The organism is Pseudoalteromonas sp. T1lg75, from assembly GCF_002964705.1.
Lineage (GTDB): Bacteria > Pseudomonadota > Gammaproteobacteria > Enterobacterales > Alteromonadaceae > Pseudoalteromonas.
The window spans coordinates 223,836-244,755 of the sequence record NZ_PQCD01000022.1; the positions used below are offsets into that span (position 1 = coordinate 223,836).

Genomic DNA, 20,920 nt, shown 5'->3' on the forward strand with positions numbered 1-20,920 from the left:
ACCCGCATTCCCCTGCTTTTATTACAAAAAATATTAAAGCCATAAAAAATGCCGCACTTAGGCGGCATTAAAATTAACGATTATAAGGGCGGAAAATTAAATCTCCCTGGCCACCATCAAGGCTTCTTTGATGGCGCGTTTGGCGTCGATTTCCGCCGCTAATTTGGCGCCGCCTATTACATGCAGGCCAGCCTTACCTGTGCCCTGCTGTGCCTGCTTTAACTCACCGTCGTTCGCGGTTTGGCCGATACAGCCGATCACGGTATCCACATCCAGTACCTTGGCGGTACCGGCCACGCTGATGTGCAATCCGTCGGCATCGAAACGCTCATAATGGCAATCGGCGATTTGCTCGACGCCATGCATCTTGGCCACCTGACGATGGATCCAGCCGGTGGTCTTACCCAAGCCCGCACCAAAGCGACCACTGCTGCGTTTAAGCATGTAAAGTTGCTTGTCGCTCTTGTGTAACTCAACGGGCTGCTCTATGCCCCATTGCGCCTTGAAGTTGGCAATGCTCTGATGGTGTTCTTCTGTTAAAAACGCCACCATGTCAAAACCAATCCCGCCGGCGCCAAGAATGGCAATGCGTGAGCCAAGCTCGACTTCGCCGCGGATCACCTCATCATAGCTGTAAACGCGTTTCCCATCTTCACAAGGGAAGCTTGCCTGCCGCGGAGACACACCACAGGCAAAGACGATATCGTCGTAGTCATTTTGCATGGACGCATCGTAGGCGGTGTTCATATGTAGCTGTACGCCCTGACGCACCACCTCTTCACTGAAATATTTCAGTGCCAATTGAAAGTCTTCTTTACCTGGGATGCGCATGGCCAGATTAAACTGACCGCCCAAGGTATCGGAGCGCTCAATTAAGGTGACCTGATGGCCACGCTGACGTAAATAGATGCTGGCGGCAAGACCCGCAGGGCCGGCACCGACCACCAGCACATTTTTACTTTTCTCTGCTTTTTCTATCGCTAAATCTAGCTCAAACCCCGCCAAAGGGTTAACCAAACAGGTGGCGCGCTGGCCTTTGAAAACATGGTCTAAGCACCCTTGGTTACAGCCAATACAGATGTTGATCTGCTCACTGCGCTGCTGGGCATACTTGTTAAACAATTCCGGGTCGGCCAACAAGGGGCGTGCCATGGAGATCATGTCCGCTTGCCCGGCGTTTAGAATTTCATTGGCTATCTCCGGGGTGTTAATACGGTTTACCGCGATCACCGGTTTATCGGTCGCCGCTTTTAAACGCTGTGACGCTTCACGAAAGGCGCCTGGGGGGACCATGGAGGCGATGGTGGGTACCCTCGCCTCATGCCAGCCAATGCCGGTATTAAAAATATCGACGCCCGCCTTGGCTAACACCTGGGCTTGCTCGGTCACTTCCTCTGAGCTTGAGCCGTTGGGGATGAGATCCATCACAGACAAACGAAAAACAATAATAAACTCGTCGCTCACCTGTGCGCGCACCGCCTCGACGATTTCCCTGGCAAAACGCATACGGCCTTTGTTATCACCCCCGTATTCATCTTCGCGCTTATTGGTATGGGGAGCCATAAACTCATTGATCAAATAACCCTCGGAGCCCATGATCTCAATGCCATCATACCCGGCTTGTTGCGCCAGACGCGCGCTCTTGGCAAAGTCCTTAATGGTACTTTTAATCATGCCCTTGGTCATGGCCTTGGGTGCATAGGGAGTAATTGGCGACTTGATAGCACTCGGTGCACAGTTAAAGGGATGATAGCCATAACGTCCGGCATGGAGCAGTTGCAGACAGATTTTTCCACCGTGTTTATGCACCGCCTGAGTGTACTTTTTATGCTTAATTACATCGAACAGAGTATTAAAGGACGATGAGATTGGGGTGAGCTTACCGCGAATATTAGGGCTATAGCCGCCGGTGATAATAAGCCCGACGCCGCCTTTGGCACGCTCCTCATAGAAGGCCGCCAGGCGCTTACGGTTATGCCACCCTTCTTCTAAACCTGTGTGCATTGAGCCCATTACCAGGCGATTTCGTATTTGCCCATGCGCTAATTCTAATGCTTGTTCTAGCATGGCTATCCTCTTCTAACTAATCTGGTCATACCTGTTTGAGAGTAGCGATTTTTATCTTAAGCGGCAAGTAGATTCGACAGCACCCATGATCTAAGCAGCGATAACTGTAAACACTTAGTTACTTTTTTCTGTTTAAAATTTTGAAGTCTTTGGGCTAATATGGAAGTCTAAACAAGGTGTAGAGCAGATTTTAATATTAAGGGTCTGATTTTGATTAAAAAAGTAGTAAAAGCCACCTGGGATGGAATTAACTTTTCCCGCCGCCTGGTGGTCAACATCATCTTCATAGTACTGGTTATCCTGGTAATTGCTTCAATTACCAGCGACGACGGCGAGATCATGGTTCCCAAAGGCTCGGTGCTAAACCTAAACCTAAATGGCTACCTGGTCGAACAAAAACGCTATGTAGACCCTCTCGATACCGCCCTCGCCCAATCCATGGGTGCACAAGATGAACCAGCAGAAATCTTGGTTGATGATGTTGTTGATGTGATCAACAAGGCCGCCAAGGACGAGCGAATAGAAGCCATGCTGTTAAATGTGCAAAACCTAGGCGGTGCCCATATCAATAAACTGGCGGCCATAGCTAAAGCCATCGATGCCTTTAAGGCCCAGGGTAAGCCGGTTATTGCCTCAGGCTACTATTACACCCAAAGCCAGTACTACCTTGCCGCCCACGCCGATGAAATTAATCTACACCCTTATGGCGGCGTGTCTATCGAAGGCTTTGGTGTTTATCCGGTGTATTTTAAAGACGCCTTAGACAAGCTTAAGATCACCCAACATGTGTTCCGTGTCGGTACCTTTAAATCAGCGGTGGAGCCGTTGATCCGTAACGATATGTCGCAAGCGGCCAAGGAAGCGAATAAAGAGTGGTTGTCGCACCTATGGCAGCAGTATAAGGACGAAGTTGCGAGCCTACGTGGTTTTGAACAAACAAACTTCGACGAAACCCTGGACGCCTACCTGGCAAAGCTAGAGAAAGTAGACGGCAACGGCGCCGAATATGCGCTTAAATACGGTTGGGTTGATGCCCTGAAAAATAACCAGGAGCTACGTCAACAGCTGATCGACTTGGTAGGCCTTGATGATGAAGGCAACAGCTTCCGTCAAATTGGCTTCAATGATTACCTGGCTACCTTCAAGCTACCCATCGCTGTGGATAATCCTCTCACCGAAAAAGTGGCGGTGATCGTGGCCAAAGGCACCATAGTTGATGGTCATCGTAAAGCCGGTGAAATTGGTGGCGACAGCACCGCTGCCCTACTTCGCGAAGCACGTAACGATGATCGCGTTAAGGCCGTGGTTCTTCGTATCGACTCAGGTGGTGGCAGCATGTTTGCTTCTGAGCTAATTCGCCGTGAAGTCATCGCCCTTAAAGAAGCAGGTAAACCCGTGGTCGCCTCCATGGGCTCGGTAGCCGCCTCTGGTGGTTATTGGATTGCCAGTGCCGCCAACGAGATCTGGGCCGCACCTAGCACCATCACAGGCTCTATCGGCGTGTTCGGTACCATTATGACCTTTGAAAACAGCGCCGCAAAACTAGGTGTTTACTCCGATGGCGTCGGCACTACAGAGCTAAAAGGATCATCTGTGTTACTTGGCCTTAATGATAAATTGGCTCAAGCCATTCAAATGAGTGTTGAAAACGCCTACTCCCGCTTCTTAAAGGTGGTATCCGAGTCTCGTGGCCTGCCAGTTGAAGAGGTGGATAAAATAGCTCAGGGACGCGTATGGATTGCTACGCAGGCACAAGAATTAGGCCTTGTTGACCAACTTGGTGACAAACAGGCAGCCATTAGCGCAGCGGCCAAACTCGCGAGCCTCAAACATTATGATGTGAAGCTGATTGAGCAGCCGCTATCACCACAGGATATCTTCATTCAAAACCTGTTTGGGAATGCTATGGTTCAGTCTCTGGTTGCCAAACAAGCCCCACACAGCGCCAGCGTTGGAGCAGCCATGCAGTTTGATAACTTTGTTGAGCAAATTGAACAGCAAGTCAGCTCCTTAAAAGCCTTTAATGATCCCGAAGGCATCTACGCTCGCTGTCTAGTGTGCGCCGTAACGAATTAATTTTCGTAAATAAATCCTAGCGCCACGTTTAGTCACGGCGCTACAGCATGTATACTTAGCCCGATAGCATCTATCGGGCTTTTTTATGAAACGTAAACGTATTTATATCGCCTATACCGGCGGTACCATAGGCATGAAAAAATCAAGTCAGGGCTTTATCCCCGCCGCTGGCTACCTGACCGAAACGGTAAAAAACAGTGCCGAGTTTAACCGTGATGAAATGCCGCTGTTCGATATCGAAGAATATTGCCCTCTCATCGACTCTTCCGATATGTCGCCGGCCCATTGGCAGATGATAGCCGATGATATTCAGGCCAAATACCATGACTACGATGGCTTCGTGGTGTTGCACGGAACAGACACCATGGCCTACACGGCGTCGGCGCTGTCGTTTATGTTCGAAAACCTGACCAAGCCGGTGATCGTCACGGGCTCTCAGATCCCCCTGTCGCAACTGCGCTCCGATGGCCAGGTTAACCTGTTAAATGCCATGTACTTGGCGGCGAACTACCCCATAGCCGAGGTGAGCCTATTCTTTAACAATCAGCTGTTTCGAGGTAATCGGGCAACCAAGATCCATGCCGATGGTTTTAACGCCTTCGACTCTCCGAACATGGCGCCCCTAGCCAAAGCCGGTATCAATATTCGTCTGATAGAAGGCCAACTCAGCCCCTATATCGACAATGAGCTTCAGGTCTCACGCATTACCCCGCAAGCCATTGCGGTATTGCATCTGTACCCTGGGATCAGCGCCGATGTGGTTGGCTCTATCATTAACGACGATATTAAGGCACTCATTTTATTGAGCTTTGGTGTCGGTAACGCACCGCAAAACCATGAGTTTTTGGAGCTGTTAGCCAATGCCAATGAGCGCGGTATTGTGATTATCAACCTCACCCAGTGCTTACAGGGTCAGGTTAATATGGGTGGTTATGCCACCGGCAATGCGCTGTTGAACGTGGGCGTTATCAGCGGTTTCGATATGACCTTAGAGGCCTGTTTAACCAAGCTGCATTATTTGTTGAGTAAGCAGATTTCAACACAAAGCATTCGCCACCTGATGCAGGACAATCTGCGCGGTGAATTAAGCCGTTAACGGCGAATAAGAAGCGAAACAAAAAGCCCCGCTAATGCGGGGCTTTTTAGTCTTTAATCATTTCGATTAGTCTTGGCTATTAACGAACCTTGGCATCTATCTCAACTAGGTCCGTCAGGTGGCACACCTCACCGCTGTGCGTTTTAATACCGTGCTCCCCAAAGTAGTCGCGTTGCGCCTGCACCAGGTGACCATTGCTCGGCGTGCTTAAGGTCGCCAAATAGTTTTGCGTGGCGCTCGCACAGGGAATGCAAGGCCGGTGCTAACCGCAGCACCACTGATGCAACGCAGAGCTTTCACTTGCGTATCCAAAGTATCGATAAACTCAACGCCTTGGGCAATTTGGTCGAGGTAATCGGCGCGGATAATACAGCCGGCACGCCAGGTTTGCAGGGTTTTAGCCAGATCGACTTTCCACTGATGGGCGCGTGATGCACCTTTGATCAGCGCCAGACCCTGGCGATAACAGAGCAGACTCGCCAGGTGGAAGGCATCTTTTAGCTCGTCCAGGTCGATATCAATGCTTTCTGTTGCCTTAGCGGCATAGGTCATTTCTTTTGCCGCATGGGTGTCACCGGTATTAGTCAGGTGACGCGCTTGTACCGCAGCAACCAAGGAAGGCACGGCAATGCCCAATTCCAAGGCATTTTGCGCCGTCCATAAGCCCGTGCCCTTGGCGCCAACCTTGTTGTCGATTAAATCGACTAAGGCAGTGCCTTCTGTGGTTTCCAGTCTAAGAATATGGCTGGAAATAGCCAGTAGATAGCTGTTGAGTTCGCCTTCTGACCAGGCATCGAAGATTTCGGCGATTTGCTGTGGGGTCTTACCCGCGCCCAGGCGCAATAATTGGTAAACCTCGGCGATTAACTGCATCAGCGCATATTCGATGCCGTTATGTACCATTTTTACAAAATGGCCGCTGGCGGATTGGCCCACACGGGCAAAACAAGACTCGCCATTGTAGCTGGCCGCTACTTTTTCAAAGGAAGACTCGATGCGCTCCCAGCCGCCCTCTGAGCCACTGGCCATCATCGCCGGACCATGGCGAGCACCCTCGGCCCCACCGGAGATACCCATGGTGGCGAATTCAAATTTATTCTGATATTTCAGTTTGCGGGCAATACCGTCTTTGTAATTACTGTTACCGCAGTCGACGATGATGTCATCTTTGCTCACACCCGCATCAACCAGGTCCTGACACACACGATCAACCAGTTCACCGGCAGGCACCAACAAGAGGATGGAGCGTGGCGCTTCTAAACGACGCACCATATCATGAAGATCGGAGACGATATGCAAGCGATCGGCCGTTCCTTGCGATTTGGCGCAGCTTAGTAATTCTTCACCAGCGTCTGGATTTTTATCATAAGCAACGAGCGTGAGCCCTTTTTCGATTAAGTTCAAAGCAAGATTTTTGCCCATCACTCCCAGACCTACTAATGCTACTTGCATCGAGTTTCCTCCTCGGTATAAACGTGTGACTGGTCTAGAACACCCATGGGTGCAACAACATAATAATGTTAGCGTAAGAGCCTAACTCGCTGACAAATATTCACCTGTTAGCGTGTCTGTGCCCGGCGCTTGGATTGACCACCTTTAAAAATTGGGTGTATAACCTGATTACGGCGGGCATTATAGGGAAAACTATGCACCATTCAATCCCCGCCTTGGAATTATATCAAATTAGCCCAATATCATTGCATAAAGGAGTCAGCTGGCGATTATAGCACAATTGACTGCATCTGACACCGGTGTCATACTACCGAAACATAAATAGTAAAAAATAAGTAAAAAGCGGACTCCAAGCTGTAATCAAGCCAGAGTTTGCTACCATGCTATAAAAGCAAATACGCCTACGGGAGACTTTAATGCTTAGACGTACAAAAATCGTGGCCACCCTTGGTCCGGCAACGGACAGAGACAATAATCTAGAAAAAATCATCCGCGCCGGCGCTAATGTGGTGCGCTTAAACTTTTCCCATGGTAAAGCCGCCGACCATCAGCAACGTGCCGATGCGGTACGTGATATTGCCAGTCGCTTAGGTGTTCACGTCGCCATTCTTGCCGATTTACAAGGCCCTAAAATTCGTGTTTCCACCTTTAAGAATGGCAAGGTTACCCTCACCCAGGGCGAAAAATTTATTCTTGATGCGGACTTAGGCCCAGATCAAGGCGATATCAACGGCGTCGGAATCGACTACAAAGAACTACCTCAGGATGTAAAAAGCGACGACCTGCTGTTATTAAACGATGGCCTTATTCAACTAACTGTTGACCATGTTGAAGGCAACAAGGTCCACTGTATCGTCAAAGTCGGTGGCGTGCTGTCGAACAATAAGGGCATTAACCGCCTAGGCGGCGGCTTAACGGCACCGGCCTTTACCGATAAAGACAAAGAAGACCTGATCACCGCCACCGACATTGGCGTTGATTATATCGCCGTGTCATTCCCACGCTCTGGGGAAGATATGCGCTATGTACGCTCTTTGGCCGAAAAAGCGGGCTCTAAGGCGCAATTGCTGGCCAAGATTGAGCGCGCCGAAGCGGTCGAAAGCGTTGAAGCCATCGACGATATCATTCTCGCTTCCGATGCGGTCATGGTGGCCCGTGGTGATCTGGGTGTGGAAATTGGCGATGCCGAGCTGGTGGGTAAACAAAAAACCATCATCAATCGTGCCCGCTCGCTTAATCGTGTAGTGATCACCGCCACGCAAATGATGGAGTCTATGATAGACAATCCCATGCCGACCCGCGCCGAGGTGATGGACGTGGCCAACGCAGTATTGGACGGCACAGATGCGGTCATGCTCTCTGCCGAAACTGCGGCCGGTGACTACCCGGAGCAAACGGTTGCGACCATGGCGCGCGTTTGTTTGGGTGCCGAATCGCAAAAAGAAACACATATTTCCAAACACCGTCTCGATAGCATGTTTGCCGACAACGCCGAAACCATTGCCCTTTCGGCCATGTATGCGGCCAACCACCTAGGCACGGTTAAAGCCATCGTCGCCCTGACCGAGTCCGGTAACACGGCCAAGCTGATGTCGCGTATTTCGTCGGGTCTGCCCATCTATTCGCTATCACGTCACCAGCAAACCCTGGGACAGTCTGCGTTATATCGCGGTGTCTACCCGGTGCACTTTGATTCAAGCCAATATGAGAAGGAAGAGATTGCCAGTCAGGCGCTTGCTCGCTTGGTTGAACTGGGCGATCTGCAGCAAGGTGATACCGTGATCCTCACCCACGGCGACATGATGGAAACCGTTGGTGCCACAAATACCTTGAAAATTGTCACCGTTCAATAAATAGTTAACATAGGTTTTAGCAACACACGCAAAGACTTATGTCTAAACAAAAACGTATAGCAATGATCACTTCCGGGGGCGATGCCCCCGGAATGAACTCCGCCATCCGCGCCATCACTCTCAAAGCGCTCTCGTGCAATTACCAGATAATTGGTTACCACGGAGGTTATAACGGCCTCATTGACGAAAATTACACCGAGCTCGGTGCCCATCAAGTCAACGATATAATTCATCGCGGTGGAACCATTATTAAGTCCGCCCGTTGTCCGGCGATGCACACGGAGTCAGGTATTCTCCAGGCGGCCAACAGTTTACGAAAATGCCATGTTGATGCCCTGATCGTGATCGGCGGAGACGGCAGCTTCAAGGGGGCCGAGGCACTTAGCGCACACTGGTCGGGACAAATTATTGGCATTCCCGGCACCATAGATAACGATATCAATGGCACCGACGCGACCATAGGCTTTTACACGGCCATAGACACCGCGCTCGGCTGCATCGATAAAATTCGCGATACGGCGCAAGCGTTCGAACGAACATTTGTGGTCGAAGTGATGGGACGCGATTGCGGCATTATTGCCATGGAAGCGGGTTTGGCCAGCGGTGCTGAACAGATCATCTGCAAAGAGCTCATTGACGATGAGCAGCAATTTATTGCCCAGTTGAAACAAGATGTCGCGTTATCGCTAGCCCAGGATGCGGCGCACAGCTATGTGCTGGTGATGGCAGAGCATTCGTTAAGTATCAGCGCCCAAGAGCTGGCTGAGCAGCTCAGTGACTTCACTGGAGTCGATAGTCGCAGCGCCATTTTAGGATATGTTCAGCGTGGCGGTGCCCCCGTGGCCGGCGATAGAATACTGGCCACCCAATTGGGAGTCGAGGCGGTTAAGCAAATAGAGCTTGGAAATACCGGCATCATGGTCGGCATTGAAAACGCCCAAGTGACGACCACTGCACTTAGCGACACCTCGGATACCCAGGCCCGCAATGTGAACTTCGTAGCGCGACTCAAAGAATATCGCCTTTGAACTTAGCACAATAAAGGCCGTGTAAACGGCCCCTTTGTTATCCTTCGGCGTATGCCTTGTCGCTTCGCCCATACCAGATTTGGTATTTATCACCTTGGTATTTTAACAAGGTAAATAAATAGCCCGACGTCAGCATGATCAAACCACCAATCAACGCGGCTTCATTCATAACACCCAAGAAGCAAAAAAGGTAGCCACACACATGACTGAGTCGCTCAACATTATGAGCCGAGCGCCGTGTTGGCCTCAATTGCAAAAAATTAAAGACGAACCAAACCCTTAAAAACAAAGGCAGGTTTTTCCAGTTCTCTGAGCTTCTATCTATCATCACTTTCTCCTGATTCAATGTAGCTAAATCGACATTGAGTGCAGCAGCCAGGCACTTTTGAGACTCTAAACTCGCATTGGCACCACTTTCTATCCTTTGCACCGTTCTCACGTTGAGCCCGGACATCTGTGCCAATTGCTCTTGCGATAATTGTCGACTCAAACGTAATTGTTTCAAATTCATTGCCTGCCTCTTACTGCTTATCCATGTCAAAGTGAAGATTGGACGAATATTAACACTGTCAGGTACGAAAGCTTCCCGACATTTACCCGACAGCGACCATTTCACAGCCTTAGCACAACAAAAAAGCGAGCACTCAGGTCTCGCTTTTAATAAGGTCTAAAATTTTGACAAGGCGCTTGCTATTAATTAGCTAACGCCGCCTTCACCTTATCGCGGTAGCTACGACTCACCTTCAGCTCTTGGCCATTGCTCAACACCAAAAGGTATTCACCACTGACCTGAGTCACCAGTTTGCTGATCTGTTTGGAGTTGACGATGGCACTGCGATGAACGCGCACAAATAAGCTGGGGTCGAGCTCGCGCTCCAACTCTTTCATGGTTTTACGCAGGATATGGGTTTGTCCATCACCACAATGAAGACACATATAATCGCCTGCGGCGTCTACCCATTGAATGCTGTTGGTGGGCACGCGGATGATCTCACCCTGCTCTTTCACCGCCAAAGATTCCGGATAACGCTTGGTTTCCAAGCTATCACCACTGGCGAGTTTCTTAAGAATTTCTTCGCAGTTATTACCGGTGATCCCGGCAACGAAACTGGCAAGCTTTTTCTTATGAAGGTTATCTTGTTGTGTTTTTAGATGTGATTGCACTTTTTCCACCGCCTGTTTTAGTCTTTCGTCATCCACAGGTTTGAGCACATAATCGAGCGCATGTACTTCAAAGGCCTGCACGGCATAGCGATCGAAGGCGGTAACGAACACCACTAGGGGTTGCTTCTCGGCGGGCAAGTGCGCAAGCGCATCCGCGACCTCGAAGCCGTTCATTCCTGGCATCTGAATATCCAAAAAGACCAAATCAATCGTTTGCGCCTGGCACAAGGCCACCGCATCGCTGCCTTGGGCACATTGTTCAACCACTTCGATGTTATCGAGTTGGGCCAAACGCACAGCCAGGCCCTTGCGAGCTAACGACTCATCGTCGACGATCAGGGTTTTAATGGTACTCACTCTGTTACTGCCTTCTCATAAGGGATACGAATGTTGACGGTTAAACCGGTCGGCGTATTCCCTGATAATACAAATGAATAATTGTTCTCGTAAAGTGTCTTTAATCTATCCTTGGTGTTGGCGATACCAACACCACCGGCATTAAGCAGCTGCCCGTCTTTAAGCTCGGTACCCGGTCCATTATCGCTGACCTCAAGCAACAACTCCTTGGCAAACACCTGAGCCTTAACGCTGATCACACCCCCTTGGGTCATATGAGCGATGGCATACTTCAACGAGTTTTCAATTAACGGCTGTAGGATAAGGCTTGGCACCAAGGCTTCTCTGGCCTCGTCGCTGATATCCATCTGTACAGCCAAGCGGTCGTCAAATCGCACCCGCTCAATATCTAAATATAGACTCAGGGCGTGCAGCTCTTGCTCTAACGCCACTTTTTTTATGGGGTCGGTGTTGAGTGTGTAGCGCAAAAAGTCACTCAAACGGGACACCATTTTGTTTGCATCCTTGTTTTCCTCAACCAAGATCAGGGTCGATATGGCATTAAGAGTATTAAACAAAAAATGCGGATTTAACTGGTAACGCAGCATTTTTAATTGCGCTTCATGGGCCATGGTATTGGCTTTGAGCGCCTTTTGCCGCTCTCCCTGAAGCAACTGATAGTATTTGATCCCGAAATACAAACCACTCCAACATAAAATGATATAAACCGAATCCAGGCCTTGCTGGAAGTAGTAAAACCATTCGTCGGGTCTATACCCGTGGCGATAAATTTCCCATAGGTTAAACTTTTGTACCACGGACCACAGGGTTCCGGTGATATAGGACACCCCAAACACCACCAGCACCAAAATCCAGGGTTTGGCATTCCACACCCGGCGGTACAAATAGCGCAGCGGCACCGTCATCAGGCACCCGGCATAGGCATTAAGCAAGATCACGAACACGTAAATATCACGCATTTCGAAGACCTTGGAGCCGATGTAATTAACCAGGGCGTAGCCTATCCATCCTGCGATTTGCAAAACCCAGAAAAAACGCTGGCGATTATCGACTAATTGCTGCCAATTCAAAATTCACTAAACTCCCTGCTAACGCCATCAATATCCATGCGCGCTGCATACTTATCTAACATCATTATTAATAAAGCCAACCCAAAAGGCACTGTATTTGGTCTTATCTAACCCTTCCTTCAACGCAAAAACGCCGCACAAGGGGTGCGGCGTTTGCAGGAAAGGCGTCGATTAAATACTCACACGCTTATAGTTGCGGTACTCGGGATGCCAGTAGTTTTTGTCTATGGCCTTAATGATATCCTCATCACTGACCTCCAGCGCCTCACCCTGCTCGATGGCGACTTTGGCAACGGCAAAAGCGATACGTTTAGACAGGGCTTCGATTTGAGTCAAAGGCGGCAACAGGCTGCCCATCCCTGAGTTGGCTAACGGCGAACTCGACGCCAAGGTCTCGCTGGCGGCCATCAGCATTTCATCGCTAATGCGCTTGGCTTTAATGGCAATCACGCCCAAGCCTATGCCCGGGAAGATATAGCTGTTGTTACACTGGGGAATGGTGTAATCCTTACCCTCATGGTTAATGGTACCGAACGGGCTGCCGGTGGCAATAATGGCCTCGCCATTGGTCCAGTTAAGCACATCCTGTGGGTGCGCCTCTACCTGTTTCGATGGGTTAGACAGCGGGAAAATAATCGGCTGAGGATTATTCTCGGCCATGGTACGCACAACCTGCTCGGTAAAGAGGCCAGGCTGACCTGACACCCCGATTAAAATACCCGGCTCGGCGCAGTGCATCACATCCAATAAGGACGGATAATCGCCGCTGTATTTCCACTGTGCCAGATTATCCTGAGACTGCATTAGTGCCTGCTGGAAATCACGCAAGCCTTCCATGCCTTCAGTGAGCAGACCAAAACGGTCAACCATAAAGATTTGACTACGCGCCTGGGCATCGCTAATGCCTTCTGACACCATTTGGCTGATCACCTGCTCGGCAATACCACAGCCTGCAGAGCCAGCGCCAACGAACACTACCTTTTGCTCGCTTAATTTCGTGCCCTTGACGCGACAAGCGGCCAATAAGGTACCTACGGTCACCGCGGCGGTGCCCTGTATATCGTCATTAAAGCTACAGATCTCATCGCGATAGCGTTTTAACAATGGCATGGCATTAGGTTGCGCGAAGTCTTCAAACTGCAACATCACATTCGGCCAGCGGCGTTTAACCGCTTTGATGAAGAGATCAAGAAACTCGTCGTATTCCGCCTGGCTGATACGTGGATGGCGGGCACCCATGTACATGGGGTCGTTCAATAATTTCTCATTATTGGTGCCCACATCCAGCATCACTGGCAATGTATAGGCCGGGCTAATGCCACCACAGGCGGTATACAGGGAAAGTTTACCGATAGGAATACCCATACCCCCAATCCCCTGGTCGCCCAGACCCAAGATACGCTCACCGTCGGTCACTACGATGACCTTGACCTTGCCCTTGGTGGCATTACGGAGAATATCATCGATATTGTGCCTGTCTTCATAGGCAATAAAAAGGCCACGAGAACTGCGGTAAATATCGGAGAACTGCTCACAGGCATCACCCACGGTTGGCGTGTAGATGATAGGCATCATCTCTTCGATATGATCACGCACCAAACGGTAATACAGGGTCTCATTATTATCTTGAATGGCGCGCAGATAGATATGCTTGTTTAGGTTGTCACGAAAGCTCGAATACTGCTGATAACAACGCTCGACTTGCTCTTCGATGGTTTCAAAGCGTGGCGGTAGTAAGCCAGCCAGGTTAAAGCTTTCACGCTCACGCTGGGTAAATGCACTGCCTTTGTTTAATAAAGGCGTTTCTAACAGAGTGGGGCCAGAATAAGGAATATAAAGATAATTTGGATCGCTGGATTGTGTTTGAGATGCGGATGATTTATCAGTCATGATGCCTACTTAGCGCAGAATACAATTGCCTGATATTATTGCCCCTTGGGCTCAAATTGCAAACCCAAATCGGTTAGATTACGTATTCATTCCCAGTTTTTGAGCTTGTTAGCAATTAACCAACAAGCCCATGAATTTATATTAACATTGACGCCCTACTGACCCAGAGCAATGCCTTCACGTCGAGGATCGGCGCTGCCGTAGAGTTTGCCGTCAATCACCTCCACCGCATGTAGGCCTGAGTTTAAGTCGCCGATGCGCACCTCATGGCCACGCAACTCAAATTGCGCCTTAAGCTTTGCCAATTCGGTGCCCTGCTCCAAGGTAGTCAGATCGTTGCGATTGGTCAGACGCGGCATATTAATGGCCTGCTGGGCCGTTAGTCCCCAATCGAGTACGCCGATGATGCTGTGCGCCACATAATTTATAATACGGCTGCCGCCGGGAGAGCCTATCACCAGGCGCAGTGAGCCGTCGTCATTAAACACCATCACCGGTGCCATCGAGCTTCGGGGGCGCTTATTGCCCTCAACACGGTTTTGCACGTAGTTACCATCACGTTTAGGCGAGAGCGCAAAATCGGTGAGTTGGTTGTTTAACAAGTACCCATTAACCATCACGGTCGAGCCGAAGGCCATTTCAATTGAGGTGGTCATGGACACGGCATTGCCCTTGGCATCAACAATGGAAATATGGCTGGTATTTGGGAGCTCAAAAGCGTCATCCTCGGCATAGCTTAGACCCACAACCGGGTTACCATGACGCTGCTTTTGGTCGCGCTCACCGATAAGCGTCGCACGCTTGTCCAAATAAGCGGTGTCCATCAGGGCCTGAGTGGGGACAGGCTGAAAATCCGGGTCCGCCACATAGACATTACGGTCGGCAAAGGCCAACCGCGAGGCCTGAGTGAAATAATGCAGCGCCTCAGGGTCGTTAGCCGGGTACTGACTTAGGTTTTTGTGCTCCAGCAATTTTAGAATTTGCAGTACCGCCATACCGCCACTGCTCGGCGGCGCCATGGAGCACACGCGGTAACCATGGTAGCCAACGCAAATAGGAGCCCGTTCTTTGGCTTGATAAGCCTGAATATCCGCGGTGGTTAACAGCCCTGGTGCCACTTCACTATGCTGCACGGCATTGGCGATGGCGGCGGCGTTATCACCCTGATAAAACGCCGCAACGCCCTGCTCGGCCATCTGTCTATATAAGGCCGCCAGTTGCGGGTTTTTGCGAATGGTGCCCGCTGCAAGGGGCTCACCGCCGGGGAAAAAGTACTCGCTCGCCGCAGGTAATTTCTCAACGCCCGGGTTTATGCGTCGGGACAGCAGGTTATGCAGTCGCGAAGACACTTCGAACCCCTGCTCGGCTAAGGCAATGGCATCACCGAACAGCTCTTCCCAGGCCAGGGTGCCATATCTTGCATGCGCGTCGGCCAGGGCTTTCATCACCCCGGGTACGCCCACAGAGCGACCACCGACAACCGCATCTATCCAGCGTACCGCCTTGCCCTCGGCGTCAAGGAATAACTCAGGGGTAGCCGCCTGTGGTGCGGTTTCTCGACCATCAAAGGTGGTTAACTGACGCCCTTGACCGTCATAGTGCATAATAAAGGCACCGCCGCCTATGCCCGATGATTGTGGCTCAACCAAGGTCAAGACCAATTGCACGGCAATGGCCGCATCGATGGCACTACCGCCTTTGGCCAAGACCGCTTCGCCGGCCCTTACCGCATAGGGATTCGCGGCGGCGACCATGTACTTATCACCAACAACCTGGTGCTTAGTGACGATACTGGTGGTGGCTTCGGGTTCTCTATCAGCGAGTACCTGTTTGGTGACACCGGGTTGTTCTGTGGTAACGCAGCCGATAGTAAGAAAAAGAGAGGCTGCAAGGATCAGCAGGGATTTAGAAAAAGTCATAAAAATGCCAGGGTCCATTGTCTTGTTTAAGATTGGCATCTTAAGGGAAATACCAATTCACTTAAATAGCTAATCATTCTAGCGGGCTAAATATCATGCTCACTGTGTTGGGATTTTTCTATGTAGAATAACTACATAAGAAAAAACTCCGCCTTGTGAGCATATCATTTATCCAGCGCTATATCTGATCACATACTTAACAGAATTGGTATAAACGGGCACAATACGCAAAAAATAATAGATTATCGCCCTATGTTTCAATCCTTGTTTAAAAAGTCGACCCTGTTTGCGCCTTTAGCCCTGATCATATTCTGCACCCTGATCATGGTATTCGACCTTAACCCCCTGTTACAGTTTGATCGCGCTGACATTAATGAAGGGCAAATATACCGACTGCTCAGTGGCAATTTTAGTCACAGTAATGGTGCCCATTTATTAATGAATATGGCCGGGGTCGGTGCACTGTGGCTACTCCATGGTCACTTTTTTACGGTTCGCGGCTATTGGCTGGCGGTCGTGAGCATATCAGTGGGGTGCACCGGGCTTATTTATTTGTTTGCCGACAACATCGATATTTATGTGGGCCTAAGCGGCACCTTACACGGTTTATTAGTTTATGGCGCACTGAGGGATATTCGCAGCGGCGAGAAAACCGGTTACCTCTTGTTGTTAGGCGTATTGGTCAAGGTGGGCTATGAGCAGTTTATCGGCGCCAGTGCCGACTTAGAAACCCTCATCGCCTCCCGGGTGGCCATTGAAGCGCATTTATTTGGCGTTATAGGCGGTGTGGCGCTGGCCGCATTGCACTGGTTAAAGGCATCGCGCTCGCCAGTAAATTAGCTTATCTAGAGAAGCAAATAAAAAAAGCCCGGGGAGACCCGGGCTTTTTTATGCTGTTAACACTCAACCACTATAGGTTTTCTTTAAACAGCTTATGGATACGACGGTATTCGTCTAACCAGCTTGAAGGTTGGATAAAGCCGTGCGGCTCCACAGGGAAGATGGCCGTCTCAAAGTTTTCTTTTTCCAGCTCGATAAAGCGCTGTACCAGACGCACTACGTCCTGGAAGAACACATTATCATCCACCATGGGCGCGTTGATCAGTAATGGCTTTTGTAGGCCCTCGGCGAAATAAATCGGCGAGCTACGCTCATAGGCGATGGGATCCACATCCGGATGGTTAAGGATGTTCGAGGTGTATGGCGCATTATAATGAGCCCAGTCGCTGACCGGACGCAGTGCAGCACCGGCTTGGAATGCATCTGGCGCGGTGAATAGAGCCATAAAGGTCATAAAGCCACCGTATGAGCCACCATAGGTGCCCACGGCGCCGGTATCAACGTTGGCATGCTCAGCCATCCATTGAATACCGTCAAGCAAATCCTGGGTCTCCGGTGTACCCATCTGACGATAAATGGCAGTACGCCAGTCACGGCCATAGCCTTTTGATGCCCGGTAATCCATATCCATGACCACATAGCCTTCACTGGCCAGTAATGAATGGAACATAAATTCACGGAAATAACCGGACCAACCAAAGTGTGAGTTTTGTAGATAACCGGCACCATGGTTGAAGATCACTGCCTTACGGGTCTTACCGCTTTCACCTTCTTGGTAGTCGCTTGGGTAATACACCTTGGCATACACAGGCTGCTCGCCGTGGCTTGATGGTACGGCAACAATTTGCGGCGCTACTAGTTTGGTGGCCTTAAACTGCTCGGATACCGTGTGAGTCAGTTGCGTTACCTCGGCCTTAGGGGCCGCGTCCATCACAAATAGCTCAGGTGGATTCATAATGGTCGAGTGCGTCAGCAACAGTTTGCTCTGATCCGGGCTAAGTACATAGTCCGTCATGCCGTTAAGGTCGGTCAGCGCTTCAACCTCACCGCCTTGTAACGCCAGGCGATAGATTTCATAGATACCCGGGTGCTTTTTGTTACCCTTAAAGTACAGGTAGGCATCATCGTCGCTGAGCGTCAGGTTAGACACCTCAAATGCACCGCTGGTGCGCTGAGTCGCCTTACCATCGAGCGCCTTGGTATAGATATGACTGTAACCCGATTGCTCGGATAGGTAGTACAAGGTGTCACTGTTGTTGAACCAACCAAAATCATTAAAGGTGTAGTTGACCCAGGCATCATCATGTAAACGGTGCTGATTAACCAGCTTTTTACCATTGAAATCAACGGTGGCAATCCAGCGGTCTTTGTTATCCCAGGCTTCCAGCATCACCGCGACCTGAGTACCGGCGTTGTTCCATTGGATAGCACTTTGATCCCAGCCCCAGTCCATCATCAAATTGATTTCACGGCGCTTCTTTTCAGATGTGTACTTTTTGCCTTCGCGGGCATAGTTTTCAGCCTTAACCTCGGCCAAAACATCTTCATCCCAACCTGGCAGGGTGTTATAGGTCAAGGTCGACTTTTGCTTGTTGTCCAGGTCGATATACACCAGTTCGGTTTCCTGCGGCTTGGCATCGGCCACTCGACGACGAGCCGGAACCGCATCGATACCGGCATCATCGGTGATGTAGTTAGGCATGATATCGCCTTCACCACGCCAGCTGCGGGTGTCGGTTAGGGCCACAATAAGCTTGGTGCCATCCGGTGATAGCTGGGCATCCACTAAGCGCTTGTTCTCGCCCAGGTAGATACTGGCATCGATGACCGAGTCATTTTCATCCATCAGCGCTTGTTGGCGTGCAGCGGCATCTTTTTTATTCTTTAACTGCAAGGCCACATAGTCGATCAGCTTATGCTGCTCTTTGGCAATGTAGCTGGTCGGCTCGCTCACCTTCACCGGCGTGTCTTCAAGCTTAAGGTTCACTAGCTCGCTGCGCTGACCTGTGCTTAAATCAACCTGCATAAACAGGTTGCCGACTCTGTATACCAAAGAGTTATCATTTAAAAACTGTGGCTTAGATTCAAAGGCAGAGGTCTTGGTAATTTGGATCAGGGTATTGTTAACCATGTCCTTAACAAAGATATCCCCTTCAAAAACATAAGCCTGAAGACGCTTATCTTTGCTCATGACCGCACCGTCAGCGCCCAGAGTATGAAGCTCTTTTAAAGGCACCACGACTGCATCGTCGCCAAGCACTTGAACATAATGATCTCTTAGTTCATTGCCCTGCTGTTTCTGCTTATAGATCACCGCACCTGAGTCGGCGCGCCAAAATGCACCTTCGGGCTGATTACCCAACCAATCGGGATGGGCCATCGCCTGCTCTAAGGTGATGGCAATAGAGCCTGGTTTAGCAGGAGTCGATACTTGTTGTTTTTCAATCGTGCTGGACTCAAGGCTAGTCGGAGCATCACTTTGTGACGCCGTACTTTGACAGCCCGCGAGGATAAAGCTAGAAGCAACGGTGGCCGCTAGCACAGTTTTATGAAACATAATTATTAGTATTGAAATTGCAGGTGCCAAGATTTAAGCAAAAACTCGACAATAAAGACAGGTGTTTTAGATTAAATACGCGCTTAACGAGGCGAATAACGGCACAAAAAAAGGTCAGCAAGTGTTGCTGACCAAAACTCTGCGCTAGCAATAAAACAAGCTATGAACCTGTTCCCTATAAATATAGACCATAATTTGAACAATTACGTTTATTCATTTGTAAGTATCTGCACATCCAGCCAAACCAGACGATGGTCCGAAGAGAGCCTCCTGTCGCGCACCAATTCATAACCTGCTTCGCCTTTTGCCGGCCAGTAAACGCCGCCTTCGAGCGCACGTAATCCCTGCTTAGAAGGCAGCACATAGTCGGCGCGAGCCTGCCAACTGGCGGTATAATACTTGGCGTATGACTCGGTTGCCGACTCGGCACCGCCTTTGCTCTGAGGCGTTACACTGCTGTCTACCTTAGGATGCTCTAAGACCTGATTAATGGCCGCGGGACGCGCCTTTGGCCCTTGCGGCGCTGCATTTAAATCACCGAGGATCACAAAGCGCCCCGCTCCTTGTAAACCGCCGCGGCGACCCTTGTCATCAATAAGGTAATCGGGGACATCCGTAGCGATATAGTCCGCCAATAGCTTAATCTCAGCAAAATTACGCAGACCATTTCTGTCTTCCGGGCCGTCAAACACAGGCGGCGTTGGATGCGAAGCGAGAATATGCAAACGCTGGCCGTTAATCGTCAATGGAATATCCCAAAACGACTTAGAACTTAGGCGTGCGGCCTGCCAGGTTTGTTGATCATAGAAGGCTTGGCCGTTCAGTGTAGGGCCCACAGCCCCCGTTTGCGTATGCCAGGGCAAATGTTGGAAGGTTCGCACCGCTTCGTTATCGATGGGAAAGCGGCTCAACAACAGCATGCCGTATTGGCCGGGATAAAAGCCAAAACCATAGGCATCACCGGCTATGCCGCTTTTTTTGCCATCCCCATCAAAATCAAACTCACTGGCAACCCCGGTATTCACTGGTGCCGCATAGCTGTACTGGTAACTAATTCCCTGATACTCATCATGAGCCTGGCCGAGGAAATGTTGCTGAAATAACGCTGCATTTTTTTGCCAGTCAGCGGTGAAATCAAATTCATTGAGTAAAATCACATCCGGGCGCACGGCCTGAATAATGGTCGCAATATTATGGATTTGTGGGTGAGTGCCCTCGGCCAGTAACTGAGGCAATGGAGACTCGGTGAGTGAGGTAAAGTGTTTACTGTAATTAGAGCCGTCCATACTCACATTAAAGGTTGCGATGCGTATGCTCGGCGCTGACTGTGAGGCCTGAGATTGAAGCGCCGAAGAGGTGTTGGCGCTCACAGCGCCAGCGCTGATCAATAACGTGCTGACAAGAGAAAAAGCCCGACATTGTACTTTCATACTGGGTTCCATATAAGCTGACGAAAGAAGGCTTGTACCCATGAAACTATTAAAATTGGTACAAGGCCATTATGGTAGCAGCTAAGGCTTTGACTTTGTAATTAAAAGAGGTAAAAAAACC

The 20,920-nt window shown here is 50.0% G+C and carries 13 protein-coding genes and 1 pseudogene; 5 read left to right on the top strand and 9 right to left on the bottom strand.

All coding sequences use genetic code 11. The annotated features are described in order from the left end of the window. Nucleotides 1-96 precede the first annotated feature (96 nt). The gene (locus C2M36_RS06390) at nt 97-2,067 is read right to left on the bottom strand and encodes an NADPH-dependent 2,4-dienoyl-CoA reductase (protein WP_105254204.1); all 1,971 of its coding nucleotides are present in this window, start codon (nt 2,065-2,067) and stop codon (nt 97-99) included. Nucleotides 2,068-2,277: 210 nt separating this feature from the next. Between C2M36_RS06390 and sppA the strand changes: the two genes are divergently transcribed. Continuing rightward, the gene (sppA, locus tag C2M36_RS06395; protein WP_105254205.1) at nt 2,278-4,143 is read left to right on the top strand and encodes a signal peptide peptidase SppA; all 1,866 of its coding nucleotides are present in this window, start codon (nt 2,278-2,280) and stop codon (nt 4,141-4,143) included. Between the two features lie 85 nt (nt 4,144-4,228). After that, a complete protein-coding gene (ansA, locus tag C2M36_RS06400; RefSeq protein ID WP_105254206.1) occupies nt 4,229-5,239 on the top strand; it encodes an asparaginase in 1,011 nt (336 codons plus the stop codon). Between the two features lie 79 nt (nt 5,240-5,318). Here the strand turns inward: ansA and gndA are convergent. Continuing rightward, nucleotides 5,319-6,691, bottom strand: a pseudogene (gene gndA / locus C2M36_RS06405) (NADP-dependent phosphogluconate dehydrogenase). A 416-nt stretch (nt 6,692-7,107) separates the two neighbouring features. Here gndA and pyk point away from each other — a divergent pair. Continuing rightward, nucleotides 7,108-8,544 (top strand): pyruvate kinase, encoded by a 1,437-nt coding sequence (gene pyk, locus C2M36_RS06410; RefSeq protein ID WP_105254207.1) that lies wholly within the window; start codon nt 7,108-7,110, stop codon nt 8,542-8,544. 38 nt (nt 8,545-8,582) lie between these two features. Next, on the top strand, nt 8,583-9,572 hold the full coding sequence (locus C2M36_RS06415; protein ID WP_105254208.1) for an ATP-dependent 6-phosphofructokinase: 990 nt from the start codon (nt 8,583-8,585) through the stop codon (nt 9,570-9,572). A gap of 37 nt (nt 9,573-9,609) precedes the next feature. Here the strand turns inward: C2M36_RS06415 and C2M36_RS06420 are convergent, their stop codons facing one another. The 5 genes from C2M36_RS06420 to ggt all read right to left on the bottom strand — a co-directional run bounded on the left by C2M36_RS06420 (nt 9,610) and on the right by ggt (nt 15,972). After that, a complete protein-coding gene (locus tag C2M36_RS06420) occupies nt 9,610-10,083 on the bottom strand; it encodes a helix-turn-helix domain-containing protein (RefSeq protein ID WP_105254209.1) in 474 nt (157 codons plus the stop codon). A gap of 182 nt (nt 10,084-10,265) precedes the next feature. After that, a complete protein-coding gene (locus tag C2M36_RS06425) occupies nt 10,266-11,093 on the bottom strand; it encodes a LytR/AlgR family response regulator transcription factor (protein ID WP_105254210.1) in 828 nt (275 codons plus the stop codon). Beyond that, nucleotides 11,090-12,163, bottom strand: coding sequence for a sensor histidine kinase (locus C2M36_RS06430; protein WP_105254211.1), 1,074 nt, complete (start codon nt 12,161-12,163; stop codon nt 11,090-11,092). Before C2M36_RS06430 ends, C2M36_RS06425 begins: the two co-directional genes overlap by 4 nt. A 171-nt stretch (nt 12,164-12,334) precedes the next feature. Beyond that, the gene (locus tag C2M36_RS06435) at nt 12,335-14,053 is read right to left on the bottom strand and encodes an NAD-dependent malic enzyme (protein ID WP_105254212.1); all 1,719 of its coding nucleotides are present in this window, start codon (nt 14,051-14,053) and stop codon (nt 12,335-12,337) included. 155 nt (nt 14,054-14,208) lie between these two features. Further along, nucleotides 14,209-15,972 (bottom strand): gamma-glutamyltransferase, encoded by a 1,764-nt coding sequence (gene ggt / locus C2M36_RS06440; protein WP_105254263.1) that lies wholly within the window; start codon nt 15,970-15,972, stop codon nt 14,209-14,211. A 252-nt stretch (nt 15,973-16,224) separates the two neighbouring features. Here ggt and rrtA point away from each other — a divergent pair, with 252 nt between their 5' ends. Then, the gene (gene rrtA / locus C2M36_RS06445; protein WP_105254213.1) at nt 16,225-16,812 is read left to right on the top strand and encodes a rhombosortase; all 588 of its coding nucleotides are present in this window, start codon (nt 16,225-16,227) and stop codon (nt 16,810-16,812) included. Between the two features lie 70 nt (nt 16,813-16,882). Here the strand turns inward: rrtA and C2M36_RS06450 are convergent, their stop codons facing one another. Together C2M36_RS06450 and C2M36_RS06455 are read right to left on the bottom strand one after the other, a co-directional pair. After that, a complete protein-coding gene (locus tag C2M36_RS06450; protein ID WP_105254214.1) occupies nt 16,883-19,369 on the bottom strand; it encodes a S9 family peptidase in 2,487 nt (828 codons plus the stop codon). A 209-nt stretch (nt 19,370-19,578) separates the two neighbouring features. Continuing rightward, nucleotides 19,579-20,799 carry an endonuclease/exonuclease/phosphatase family protein gene (locus C2M36_RS06455; protein ID WP_105254215.1) on the bottom strand — a complete coding sequence of 407 codons (1,221 nt, stop codon included), beginning with the start codon at nt 20,797-20,799 and terminating at the stop codon, nt 19,579-19,581. Nucleotides 20,800-20,920 lie beyond the last annotated feature (121 nt).